Raw genomic sequence first — 15,272 nt, forward strand, 5'->3', positions numbered from 1 at the left:
ATTTTAATTTTTAAAGTTTTATTTTTAAATTTTTTAAAATTATTCTTAATTTTTTATACTTATGTTTTTTAACACTTAGATTTTTCAATGGTTATTTTTCTAGCTATTTTTAGTATTTATAGGATACTTATGGACTATAATAAATGATAAATCATAATTTTTTTTCTTTTTATCAAATTTAACTATTTTTATAAGTTTTTTTATAAATTGTATATGTATGTCCTTATTTTGTTTAGTGAATTTCTATTAATTTATTTTCTTATTTTTTTATAATATCAAATGAACTTTATATTTAATCATTTTAAATGGAAACATTTATATAGATTATTTATTATAATTAATTTAGTACATTAATATAATTTTTCAGGTTTATAGTTTACTAAATATCATTAATTTTTAATATTGAATAAAAAGGGTTTATGTATGTATAAAAATTCAGCGAGTCATTTTAAAATTTTAATATTTTCATTTACATTGTTTTTAGCTGTTATTTCTTTAGCCTGTGAAGAAACAAATGCTTCTGAAGTAGAAAATGCTCTAGATAATGATTTTTATACTAATAGTTCTAGTGATTTTGAGGTTAATTCTACTAATTATAATACTGTTAATTTTAATAATTCTACTACTTCTACTATTTCTAACATTTCTAACATTTCTAATAGTTCTAATACTTCCAATACTTCTTCTTCTGATTATAATAGTTTTAATTCTGCTAATGTTGATTATAATGAAAATAACGATTCTGGAAAATTATCTGTTCCTAATGTCTATGGTAGTTATGATGAAGGTGTTGTTTTAAGTGCTACTTTAACTGATCAAAATAATAACCCTCTTAGTAATAGAAAAATAATTTTTTATGTTGATGATGTGAAGGTGGGTGAAGCAAATACAAATGAACAAGGAATAGCTAATTTTAATTATAAACCACCAGCTTATGATAATTTTGTTATAAGAGCTAGTTATTCTGGAACTGATTATCCTACTGAAGATGTTGAAGCAGGAATGGCTATTCAAGGAGCTAAATCTTATTTAAAAGTATATCCTGCTTCTGGAATGTTTGGAAAAAATATTACATTAACTGCTTTATTCACTGATAAGAATAATGTTGGTATTTCTAAAAAAGTCATTTATTTTGAGATTAATGGTATTAGAATTGGCCAAGCCACTACAAATAGCCAAGGTTTAGCTAAACTTATTTATAGGCTTGATCAAGTGGGTAATTTACTTGTAACTTCTAAATATGGTGGTAATGATTATAAAGCTGATGATGCAACAGGAAAATTATCTGTATCAAAACTTAAAACTCAAATTTCTATCAATAAATTCAAAGGGTATTATAATCAAAAAAGTGCAATAATAGTTACTTTAAATAAGGGTATAACATCTTTAGTTGGCAAAAAAGTTAAGTTTTATGTAAATAATAAGTTAGTTGGCAATGGAACAATTAATTATCAAACTATGGCAGGCTTAATTTATAAAGTTAAATCTATAGGTAAATTTACTATCAAAGCTGTATTTAATGGTGATGAAAACCATACTAGTGTTACTAAATCAAAAACATTTAGCATACCTTCTTCTACTTTATTTGTAATTAATAATAGATTGGTTAAAAACAAAAGAGTATATATTCAAACCACTTTGATAAATGTTGGTCCTAAAAAATCTTCATTTAAAATATCTTACAAGATTCCTAAAAAGTTTAAATACTTCAAACCAAAGGTTTCTACTGGTAAAGTTATCTATAATGCAAAAAAAAGAACTCTTACATGGACTTTGAAAAAATTAAAAGTTCATAAATCAAAATCTGCAAGATTATATTGGATACTAACATCTAAAAAGGGTAAATTTAACTTAAAACCTAAAGTAATCAAAGCTTCTAGAACTCGACTTGAATATAATAATAAATTGTCATTTGTAGTAAGATAAATAGTAGTTATAATGGTTATAATATATATAATAGCTATAAATAGCTTTATATGATAACTATAAATAATTGTACATAATAATTTTGTGAATAAATAGTATAAATGAATAATTACACAGTATTTGGATGAATCAAGAATATATTATTTTAAATAATTGAATAAAACCTTAAAAAATTTATAAAAAATACTAGGGGGAAAAATTCATGGGAATTAATTTTAAAAAAATATCTGTTATATTAGTTATATTATTTTTTGTTAGTATATGCTTCATGAATTTTTCTTTTGCAGAAAATACTGATTCATCTAATTCTAATGATATTAGTGATACTAATATTGTTAGTAATAAGAATGTTAACACTATTGAAACTGCTAATTCAAATGTAAAATCTAATTCTGTTCAAACTGTAACTCCAAAATCTAGACTTACTGTTATTGTAAAAGAAGCATATAATAAAACCTCAAAAAAACTTAGCGAGGATGGTTTTGCTGTAAAAGGGGCTTATGTGAGGATAACTGACTTATCTAAAAATCTTGTTTCGTCTGGGTATACTGATCAATATGGTAAAGTTAATTTTGATTTAAATCCTGGAACCTATTTAATAAATATTTCTTATCTTAATTCAACTTATTTGTCTTATTCAGGTACTAAGACATTAAGTTATTATTCTGATAATTTTACTCATTTGTTTGTTCCAGATATTATTTTTGTAACTCCTTATAGTGGTAATAAAATTAAAATTGATAAATTAATGAATGTAAGTGATAGAGTTTATTATTTAGATTCTCAAGCATCTAAAACTGATTTATTGAAAATGCAATGGATACTTGATTATGCCAATTTTATTTATATTGATATGTATATGACAGGGTCATATGAATTTAGCTATGAATGGTTTATTGATACTCCTGCAAATAAAAAAGGTAATATTGCTTATTGTTTTGGTGATTACAGTGATGTTGATTCATATGGCCTAAATTTTATTGGAGGTAATGTTAGTAGTATTGAAAATACATTTGTAGGAACTTATTATCAAGCTGAAGAACTTCCTCTTAGTGAAGTTTTAATTAAGAATATGGAAAATTTATTTGATTACATTTTATTTTTAATGAATGAATCTAACATTGACCCTACAGAAGATACAAACAGAACTCCTCTGATAGATTCTATTTGGGGAATATATCATCCAAATCTGGAAGAACAAGTAATAGATTTTAGACCTAATCCAGAAGATGTAGCTAATTGGATTAGATCAAACCCTGGTTTTGATGGTGATGGACAAGGTAGTTTAAATTGGATGGTGGAAAATTATATTGAATGGCTTAACACTACAAGTATTTCAGATCTTTTTGAAAGATTTGAAAACCTGTATAATGAATATAAAAAAGCTAATAATATCACTGAATCTGGTTATGTGATTATAGCTAGCTATGGTTATGGGGGCTCATTAGTAGATGCTTTAATTAAAGGATATGAATCAAAGAAAAGACCATCATTCAATGTATTTCAAAGAGTAACATCTCCATCAATGGCTTCAATTCTTTTAAATGTAAGTTCAAAATTCAATATAGTTGCTGTAAACTCATTATATAGTTGGTCTATGGATTATAATAATATGGGTGATGGTGGAGCTATTGATGAATTTACAAAGATTAATGTTGAAATCTTAAAAGCATTACATGATATAAGTGAATACAGTTATAATAGTCAATATGGTCCACAATCAGAATGGACATATGGTGTTACTATTCCAAGTATGGAAGGAGTATATGGGGCTATTGCCGTTTCATATGTTGATAAGGAAGGAAATTCTCATGTTATAAAAGATGGTGTTAAAAAATTAGTAGAAACCACATTAGGCTGGGCTAACTTAAAAGAAAAAGATAATTTTGATAAAAAAATAGCTGTTATTTTATATAATTATCCTCCTGGAAAAGCAGAAATTGGAGCTTCTTATTTAGATGTTTTCCAAAGTGTTCATGATTTATTAATCCAATTATCTAGAGCAGGATATAATATTGGAATGTCTGAAGAAGAAATTCCTAATTCTACAACACTTTATACTCTCCTTTCAATGTTTGGTAATAAAGGGTCATGGGCACAAGGGCTTTTAGATAGTTATGTTGAAGGTAAGTGGGATAAACTTGTAAAAGATCCAAATGATCTTGCAATAATAGAATCATATCTTAAATATTTTGATCTTAATAAGAATAATCAATTAGTTGATTTACTTCAATATATAAAATTTTATAAAAGTTTAAACAAAACACTCCAAGATCAATTGATTAAAAAATGGGGTTCTGGTATTGGAAATATAATGGTTTATAATGATTCTTATATTGTAATTCCTGGTATGATGTGTGGAAATATTTTTATAACTTTTCAACCAAGTAGAGGATGGGAAGAAGTTGAAAATTATCATGATTTGACTCTTCCTCCTCATCAACAATACATAACTTTTTATTGTTGGCTTAAAGAAGTTTTTAAAGCAGATGCTATGATTCATATGGGAACTCATGGTACCTTAGAATTCTTGCCTGGAAGATCTATAGGATTACAAGGTGATGATTGGACTTTTGAATTATCTGGTATTCCTAATATTTATCCTTATATTGTTTCTAATCCTGGGGAAGCTTTAGTAGCTAAAGAAAGATCAATGGCTCTTGTGATAAGTCATATGACTCCAGCAATGGTTGTTTCTGAACTATATGATGATTTAGTAAAATTAAATAGTTATATGGCTCTTTATAATGAGCACATGAATAAGGGAGAAATTTCTCTTGCTGAATCATACAAAAACCTTATATTAAATCTTTCAAAAGAACTTTATTTTGATGGTCCAACTAAAAATCAAAGTTTTGACAAATGGCTAGATGAACTTCATCACTATCTTGAAGATTTAGATAATGATATTATCACATTTGGTTTACATTCATTAGGTTATGTATTAACTGGTGATGAGATGGTTCAAGAGGTTATTACAATTGTATCATCTAAAACTCATATATATAATTATATTAAGAATATGCTTTATCCTGAATATAAGGATATAGATTATAACGATATGAAATATGATCAAAAATATCATAATGTAACTAATAAAACTCAAGAATGGCTAATAAATTTTATAGAGCAACTTTTAATGGGAAATATTACTAATATGACTGAATTTTTCAATGAATTGGGAATTATTGATGAAACTTTTATGTCTAATCTTGATTATTGTAATCAGACTATAAGAAATATTCAAGATAATATGGAGTGGGAATCAATATTGAAGGCTTTGTCTGGGGAATATGTTTTACCTGGATTAGCTGTTGATCCTGCATATGGCGAGTCATTACCTACTGGTAGAAATATTTATACTACAGATACTACTAAAATGCCAAGTCAAGCAGCTTGGGGGGCAGGTAAGAAGATTGTAGATCAATTGTTAGTTCAGTATTATGAAAAGAATGGTAAGTTTCCTGAATTAGTTGGACTTGTAATGTGGGGTACTGAAATATTACGTACTGAAGGTATTGGGATAGCTGAATTTTTGTACTTTTTAGGTGTTTCACCTGAATGGGATAAAACAGGAAAAGTAACTGGAGTAAGTTTAATACCATTAGAAGATTTAAAAATTAAATTATCTAATGGTAAAGTAATTAATCGTCCTCGTATTGATGTTTATGCTAGTGCTGTTACAAGTAATGTTTATTGGATTTCTTTAATGGTTAATGCAGTAAAATTAGTAAATGATACTGATGAATCTTTTAAATGGAATTATATTAAAAAACATTATAATGAAACTCCTTCTTTAGATCGTATATTTGGTCTTCCAGGTGCTGTTCTTGAAGGAACTGGTATGAGTGATTATATTCCAAATACTAATAAATGGTGGAATAGTACAAATCTTACTAAAGACTTAGCAGAAATCTATCTTTCAAGAGTATCAAACTCTTGGACTGTTGATGAAAATGGTAGATTAGTTGTAAGTGAAAAAAGAGAGACTTATGAATATCTTCTTGGAAAAACAGACTTAATAACTCAAAATATTGATAGTACATGGAGATTCTTAGATAGTGATGATTATTATGATTGGTTTGGAGGTTTACTTGGAGCTAGTCAATATTTAGGAGCAAATCCTGACACTGGAATTGTAGATATTAGAAATTCTAATAATTATGTAAGTAGAACTTTAGAGGAAGAAATTGAATTTGAAATAAGATCTATGATTTTAAATCCAAAATATAGAGATGAACTCTTAAAAAGTGCTTCAGGATGGTTATCTTATTCAGAAAAATACGAATATATTTTTGGATTTGTATCAACAGCTACTGGAAAAGATGGAAAAAGTTTAATTTCAGATAGTGTATGGAATGGCTTAGCTAAAAATCTTTTAAGTCCTTCCTTTAATGTTGATTCTGACTTTAAATCTGCTTCTTTCCAGAGTATGGCGGGTTGGGTTATTGTCGCTGCTCAAAAAGGTTTATTCAATGTAGATCCTAAAGTATTACAAGATATAATAGATAAATATATAAATGAAACCATTAATTATGGAGTAGCTTGCTGTCACCATACTTGTGCAAATTTAGAGTTTAATAAATTGGTTGTTCAAGCTTCATCTTTATCTTATGATAAAAAAAAGAAGTTTTTAGAAGAATTAGAATCTTCAACAAAAGTTAAGTACGATGTTAGTGCAATTTTAGGTACTAAACATTATGAAGGACAATTACAAGATTGGGGAAGTCAAGATTTATCTGGTTATCAAGGAAAAAGCCAATATTCTCCAAACACACAGGGAGCAATGAATCCAGATGGGGGTTCTGGGGACAGTAGTTCAGCTGGAGAATCTGGTGCTAATGGTCCGAATGGTGAAGCTGGAACAAGTGGAGATTCATCATCTCAAGGTGATCAATCTAGTTCTGCAGCTGGTCAAGGGGATAGTAAATCATATGAAGTTGATAAAAATCAACAGAATACTAGTGGTGAAGAATCTGGTGTTTCTGCAGCATTTATAGTTGCAGTATTAGCTTTAATAGGTTTATTTGTTGTAGGATATGTTAGAAATAAATCAGAGGAATAAAAGCAATAGAACAAAATAATAGAATGAAAACATTATCTTTTAGCTATTATTTTCATCATTATTTTTATAAATTTAACTTTAATATTCCTTTTAATATTTAGAGGTATAATAATAGGATAAATTTATAAAAATTAATTAAATTCAAATATAAAAATATATGAGGTAAAATAAATGATATCAAAAAAATTCACATTTTTTTTAGCTATTTTTTTAATTTTTATAGCTATGGGAACTGTAAGTGCATCTGATGAAAATGGTACTTCAACAAATTCGTCTACTTCAACAAATTCATCTAAAGAAATATCAATTAATGATGATAATTATGATATTTACTTTGATTCAGATGGAAAAATTAAAGATGACTCTGATTTTGAAGATGGAGATACTTTATTCATCAATGGAACTTTAACTAATAAAAAATTAAATTTTGATAAAAAAATCGTTATCGATGGTAAAAAATCTGGTAAAATTATTAATTCTACAATCAAAATAAGTGAAGATGCTTCTGGATCTACAATTAAAAATCTTATTTTTGATAATATTGATAAAATGGCTATTAATTTAGATGGTGATGTTTCTAATATTAATATTATTAATAATATTATTAATATTAGAGGAACTAGCTTAATGTCAGCTTCTGGTAATCTTTATGGTATTTATTCTATAGGGGCTGGAAATTTTATAAATATATCTGATAATGTTATTAATATGGTGGGTGAAGCTCTTCGTACTTATGGAATGTATATTCAGCCAGATATATCTGGAGGATATTCTAATCCAGGTATGAATCCAATGAATTATATAATTAGTAATAATATAATAACTGGTGTTGTAGATGGATCTGGTTCTGGAGGAGGTATTTGGGGTATTCAAGCCGATTCTATAATTAATCTCACAATATTTAAAAATCAGTTAGATTTAAAATCTGAAAACTTTGTTTATGGAATTGTAGTATCTGATTTGGTTCCATCAACAGCAAGTGTTGAATATACTGTTTCTAATGTAAATATTAGTGATAATATTATCAAAGGGTATGGAAAAGTTTTATATTTAATAGAACTGTTTCAATTAGGTGTTTATTTTGATAATCCTACAATGAATGAAATGTATTCAATCGATCCAGATAATAATGGAATTTTTACCATAGCTAACAATAATATTTATGGTAAAGGAGTTTCAGTATATGGAATTGCTGCCTATGGATCCAGATATATGAATATCCTAGGAAATAACATAACTGTTTATGGTGGAGATTATACTTCTGTTAGTAAAGGTTCAGATGTTATTCCAACAGGAAATAATCCTATTATTTTATTTTCAAGAAGCAGTGCTACTAGTTGTAACAATGTAAATATTACAAATAATAGGCTTGAAACAAATAATGGAGTCATTGTTTGGGTTAATGAATCATATCCTCCTCAAAATTTTACATATTCAAACAATCTACAAACATTCTTTATTGATGATGAATCCTATTATAACTTTTTTGATAATAATGGGGACTTTTTAGCTAATATTAATGTTACTAATAATGATACACTTAGGTTAGGAAATTTAAATAAAAAGAAATTTAACATTGACAGAAAATTAACTATTATTCCTTTCAATCAGACATCTGTGATTTCGTTTTGTCAAATTATCTTAAAAGATGGGTCTTCTGGATCACTTATTAAAGATTTATATATGATAAGTGATTCATGTGTTTTAGCAATTGAAGAGTCTAATGATAATATTCTTGAAAATAATCGAATCCTTATAATGAATGTAGGAGATGCACTTTATTATTCTGTAACTGGAATATCTATTACTGGAGATAGTGTAAGAAATAAAATTTTGAATAATAATATTGAGATGATTGGTAATCCTAATCCTTTAAATTCAGTATATTTCTATGGTATTTCTATTGGATCTTATGGATATAATACTATAAATAATACTATCAGTGGAAATAAAATAAATATAAATTCTGGATATTATTCAGGAGGTATTTCTTTAACTGGAGCTATCGGAACTATTGTATCAAACAATATTCTTTCTTTATATGGCAAACACTTTGTTTATGGTATTGCCATAAGTGACATGTCTGCATGGGATTATACACAAAAATCAAATAAAAACCAAATAATTTCCAATAATATCAATGCAAAGGGTGGTATGATTTATTTAATCCAATCATATAATTCTATATATAATACTATTAAGAATAATAATATTACAGGAGATGGTGACGCAGTTTATGGTTATGCAGCTGCAGGAGCTTTAAATGATCTTGTTGAAGGAAATATTATGATAATTAAAGGTATTGATTCTAGTAAAATTGTTAATGGCTTTGATTCAATTGGATTTGGGCATGGAGGAATATTTTTTACTCAAGGGTCTTCTAATATAACTATTATTAATAATAAGATAACTTCTATTTATAAAAAAGGAGGAGATTATGGAATATTCATTAATGGAAGTGATATAGATTCTAAAAATACAATAAAAAACAATATAATCACTTCTGATAATGCTAAAAAAGTTGGAAAAGCAGCTATCTTCACTGATAAATCTTCTGATCTAATATCTGGAAACACTCCTAAAAAAACTACCTTAGATATACTTACAAAAACAATCTATAAAGGGAAAATTGCTACTATTAAGGCAATTCTTAAAGATGAAGATGGAAATTTAGTAGCTAATACTAAAATCCAATTAAAAATCAATGGAAAACTTTATTATGCAACTACTAATTCTAAAGGTGTAGCTACATTTAAGATTTCCTCTCTTAAAGTGGGTAAATTCAGAGTCACTGCCGATTATGTAGGAAATACAGCTTTATTGAAATCTTCTAATACTAAATATCAGGTTGTTAAAGGAATACCAGACTTAATCATTAAAAAAGTCAAAAAACAGGGCAATAGCTATCAAATTACTATTAAAAATCAAGGTTCAGCTAAGTCTACTATATCTAAGTTAAAAATATTCTATAAAAAAAATAAATACAAACTAGCTACAGTCAAAGGAATAAACCCTGGCAAATCTATAACATTAAAAGTAAAATTCTTAAAAAAATTAGCTAATAACAAATATACTAAGATTGCACAGATAAATTATAATAAAAAAGCTTTAGAATCTAATTATAACAATAATAAGAAAAAATTTAAGGTTTAAATATAAATATATAGATTAAAGAAAAGCTTATCTTAATTTTTCTTTTTTATTCTTATTTTTTATTTTTATTCTAATTTTTATTCTTATTTTTTATTTTCTTTTTTATTTTTATTCTCATTTTTTATTTTTATTATTATTTTCATTTTTGTCATAATTTTTTTATCTTCTCTTTGTTTTTTAAAAAATATAGGAATCTTTATTAATAAGAATTTATTAAAAGAATTATAATATCAAATGATGTTGAATTTATATAAAGTAATCTTTATAAATTTTTTATTATTATTTAATTTGAATTCATAAAATATTATTTAATTTGATTTAATTTAGCTAAAAAATATTTTAAAGTTTTTTCATGACTTTAAATTTATTCTTATAATTAATAGAATTGTAATTTTTATATTCGATTGAATTTAATTCGGTAAAAAAATAATTTGAGGGAAAAAATGGGAAAATTAAAAATAACTATGGTATTTATTGTTCTTTTAATTTTTTTAGCATTAGGAACAGCAAATGCTGCTGATACTAATAGTTTTGATAATAATGCTGTTAATGATAATAGTATTAATGGCAATTTTATTGATTTTAATTTGGTTGATGCTAATATTATTAATGATAACAGTGCTGATGATATTGTTGATGTTAATGGTGTTAATGATAATAATTTAAATGGTAATGGTAATTCAAATAAAGAAAATACATCTAATAATGATTATAATAATTCTAAGGATTCTACTTCTGAATCAGGCTCTATTATAGATCAGTCTTTTTCAACTGAATCTTCTTTAAATGTTCAAAATATGATTATTGCTAGTACTCCTGTTACTTATATTATAAATAATTCTAATTATAATGACTTTTTTTATAATAATGGATCAATTAAATCAGGAATTAATGCTGGAGATACTTTATATATTCAGGGAACATTAACAAATAAAAACTTTATAATATCCATACCATTAAATATTATTACAACGAAGGTTGATGGTAAATTAGTTAACTGTACTATTACTATTATTAATACTGGTTCTGGTTCAAATATAACAAATTTAACTTTTAATAATAGTAATAATAATGGACATGGAGTTCATTTAACTGGAACTCAATACAATAAAATCGAAAATTGTACTTTCACTCTTAACGGTCTTAATGCTTATTCTATTCCTGTTGTTAGATCAAATTATAATAAAATTATAGGAAACACAATAAAACAAACTCCTAACAATGCAGGTCAAGGTCAAACACACTCATTAATTGTTTTAGGGGATTCTCATTATAATGTAATAGAAAACAATACACTTGAATCCGATGGTTCAAACTGTATTTATCTATGTACAGCAGCTTTCGCTGATTTTTCAGGTAGTAAATCTTCTACCAATAATAATATATCTGGAAATATAATATATGGAGTTTCTGGAGATTGGTGCTGGGCAATAGCTATAACTAACAGTGATTATAATAATATAAAAAATAATAAAGTTAGAGGTGCTCAAAGAGGTATTTCAGTTTCAGGAAACTATATTAATATAACTGGCAATGATTTACAGTCTAAAGGTACTTCTGATAAACCAGGTATAGGAATTTCCGCAAGTGGAAATCATATTAATATAATTAATAATTATATTAATCAGTCTACAAATAATGAAGTAGGAATTGAGTTTGCAGGTACTAATTCTTCAATAAGAAATAATACAATTTTCACTATTAATGGATATGCTATACAAGTTAGTGTTAGTGAAAATATAACACTTCAAAATAATTCTATTGCAACTAAAGCTGGAAAAGGAATTTCTATTTTTGGAACTAACAATTTGATCTTAATTGAAAATAATTATATAAATTCTACTAATAATGGTGTTTGTATAATGTTAGATAAAGCATCTAATAGTAAATTCCCTAAAAATGTTATTATAAAAAATAATAAACTAAATACTACTGGAGAATTTGCAGTTGATGCGAAAAATGCTGATGATAGTCCTGGATCTATACTTTTTGAAGGTCAGGGTAATGTTATTTATGGAAATGGAAAATATAGGGATCCTAATGGTGTAGTGTCGATTCCAAATTCAACTCCAATATTTGATGGTGAATCTCATTATGTAAATGAAAGTAATTATGATGATTATTTTACAAGTGATGGAACTTTAACAGGTACTGTAAATGATAGAGACATTTTAATTATCTCAGGAAACTTTTATAATAAGAACATAATTATAAATCGTGTAGTTAAAATTGAAGGAAATGGAGCTTACTTTTACAATACTACATTTAAAATTATTATTGATGGAGCTAGAATTGATTCTATAAATATAATCAATTCTAATAATATGGGGATAATCATAGTAGAAGCAAATAATGTTGAAATTAATTATTGTAATATAACTTTGAATCATACAAAAACAGCTTATGGGATTTGGATTTCTAAATCAGACAATGCTAAAATTAAATATAATAGGGTTACTGTGAAAGGGGACTTTTTAACATTTGGGATTTTCCTTGATGGAGCTAATAATTGCACAATCCAAGATAATATTATAAATGTTACTGGAACTAAAGACTTATACAATCATCACGTTGGAAATTGTACTGAATGCGATAATGGCACTTGTGTTGGAGGTACTTGTACTGGTGGTACTTGTGTTGGAGGCACCTGTGTTGATGGTACTTGTACTGGTGGTACTTGTGTTGGAGGTACTGATGATGATGGTACTCATATAATTCCAGAAATTTATAGAACTTATGGTATTATATTAATCGGTTCTGATAATAATAAAATAATTAATAATCGTATATATGCGACTTCTGCTCTAGAAAATCCTATAGATCCTATTAATGATGGTCAAAATTCAATTGTAGGTATAGATATCTATTATGATAGTCATAATAATGAAGTAATAGGTAATATAATAGAGATAATAGCTAAAGATCCGTTTTTATATGGAATGGGTGTATTAGGATCTCCAACAGGAACAAATTCAACTACAGCTAAAAACAATATTTTTAAAAATAATAGGGTCACTCTTGTTGGACCTTATTTTGTGTCTGGTTTTATCTCTGGTCAAAATAGTTACGATACTATCGTATCTGATAATACTTTTGAATGTTGGGGAGGCAACTATAGCTATGGTATAACACTTGAAAAATCTCAATTAAATACAATTGCTAATAACACAATTAGAACTTCAGCAATAGTAAACTATGCAATAGAAGCTTTTGAATCTAACTATAATATAATTTCAAATAATAATATTGAGTCTCAAGGTAGTTATAGTTATGGTATTGCTCTTTATGCTTCTTCTTGGAACTCTATTTCTTATAATATAATTAATGTTAATGGTAATAGATTAACTACACCACTTGAAGGAACACATCATGATGCTATTCCTTATGGTAATACTGGTATTTTACTTATTGCTAATTCAAATGGTAACAATATCACTAATAATTCAATAATCTCTTCAGGAGAATATGCTATTAATTGTACTAATACATCAGGTAATAAAATTGTATATAATTTTTTAAATACCACTGATATGGATGGGAAAAAAGGAAAAGATTCTGTAAGTTCAATTGCAGGTATGAATGTTGTTGAAAGAAATTATTATCACTCTTTTGAAGCAATATTCTCCCCAGTTTCAACTGAAGTTAATGGTACTGCTAATTCAACATTTCCGGTTAGCAGCCAAACAGGAGATGTTAATGGTGCTAAAGTCAAATTTTATGTCTTTTATGAGGGAACATGGACATTATTTAATGAGAGCTATATTACTAATGGATTTGCAGGATTTAATTGGAATAAAATATTTAATGGATTAAATTATGGAGTATATCAGATTAAAGCAGTAATTATTAAAGATGGCTTTGAAGATTACACTATATATTCTAATTTAACTGTTAACAAAGCTCCTATTGAAGTTATAATACTCAATTCTACTGGAATAAAAGGTGGCTCTGTTAAACTGTCTGCTAAAGTAACAGATAAGAGAAATAATTCTGTTTCCAATGTTAAAGTTGATTTTTATGTGAATGGGTTTTATGTTGGCTCAAACACAACAAATTCTGAAGGTATAGCTGTTTATAATTATATTGAAAGAAAAGGATTAAATGTTGGATCTTATAACTTGAAAGCAGATGCTTTGGTTTCTTCTAATCATTTAAATGGGTCTAATGAAGGAATAGTTAAAATTAAAGATAAATCTATCCTTACATTTTATTCAATTCCTTCAGAAATAGGAAAAATTAGTATTATTCAAGCTGTATTAAAAAATAGTGCAGGTAAAGCCTTGTCTAGTAAAACTTTATATTTAATAATTGGAAATAAGGTTTATCTAGCTAATACTACTTCTAATGGAATAGCTACTTTTGGATTCTCAGGACTAAATGTAGGTAAGACTAAGTTTGTAATTTTATTTGTTGATGATGATACACAAGGATCTTGCAATGTTACAGGATATTATACTGTAAAAAATCATGCTGATCTGATTATAACTCATGTTAAAAAATCAGGAAATTATAAATACAAAATTACTGTAAAAAATCAAGGTGAATCAACTTCTAAAACTTCTAAACTTAAGATTTGGTTTGGTAAAAAGTATAAAATAGTTAAAATAGGTTCAATTGATCCAAATAAATCTAAAACAATTAATGTAAATTTCTTTAAATATTCTACTCATAAAAAATATACAAAATATGTTGAAATAAATTACAATAAAGCTATAAATGAAACAAACTATAAAAATAATAAAATTTCCTTTAAAACTTCTAATTATCAAAGATTCAAAGCAGATTTAACTATTAAATCTATCAAAAGATCTGGAAATAAATATATTATAACTATTAAAAATCAAGGGACAGCTGACTCTGGGAAATTTAGAATTAAAATAGGTTATGGTAAAAAAGAAAAAATTTTTACAGTAAAATCAATACCTAAAGGTAAACAATTGACTCAAAAATTTACCTTCTTTAAGTATTCAACTCATAAAAAGTATACTAAATATGTTAATGTAAATTATAATAAGGCAGTTGTTGAATCTAACTATAAAAATAATTTAAAAAAATTTAAAGTTTAGTAATATTCTTTTATTTTTTTATTTTAACTCTAATAATATTTTTAATTTTTAAACTTACTTTT

Annotated in this window: 4 protein-coding genes; all 4 read left to right on the forward strand. The window is 26.1% G+C overall.

Annotation, left to right across the window (positions count from 1 at the left end; genetic code table 11):
- Window positions 1-423 precede the first annotated feature (423 nt).
- Window positions 424-1,926: an Ig-like domain-containing protein gene (locus MarbSA_RS06415; RefSeq protein ID WP_054834675.1), complete on the forward strand. Its 1,503-nt coding sequence runs from the start codon at window positions 424-426 to the stop codon at window positions 1,924-1,926.
- 202 nt (window positions 1,927-2,128) lie between these two features.
- Window positions 2,129-6,991, forward strand: coding sequence for a cobaltochelatase subunit CobN (locus MarbSA_RS06420; protein ID WP_221061217.1), 4,863 nt, complete (start codon window positions 2,129-2,131; stop codon window positions 6,989-6,991).
- A gap of 171 nt (window positions 6,992-7,162) precedes the next feature.
- Complete coding sequence (locus MarbSA_RS06425) at window positions 7,163-10,144, forward strand: Ig-like domain-containing protein (RefSeq protein ID WP_221061218.1); 2,982 nt, start codon at window positions 7,163-7,165, stop codon at window positions 10,142-10,144.
- A 443-nt stretch (window positions 10,145-10,587) separates the two neighbouring features.
- Window positions 10,588-15,210 (forward strand): right-handed parallel beta-helix repeat-containing protein, encoded by a 4,623-nt coding sequence (locus tag MarbSA_RS06430; protein ID WP_221061219.1) that lies wholly within the window; start codon window positions 10,588-10,590, stop codon window positions 15,208-15,210.
- Window positions 15,211-15,272 lie beyond the last annotated feature (62 nt).

Source organism: Methanobrevibacter arboriphilus, assembly GCF_019669925.1.
GTDB classification, from domain to species: domain Archaea; phylum Methanobacteriota; class Methanobacteria; order Methanobacteriales; family Methanobacteriaceae; genus Methanobinarius; species Methanobinarius arboriphilus_A.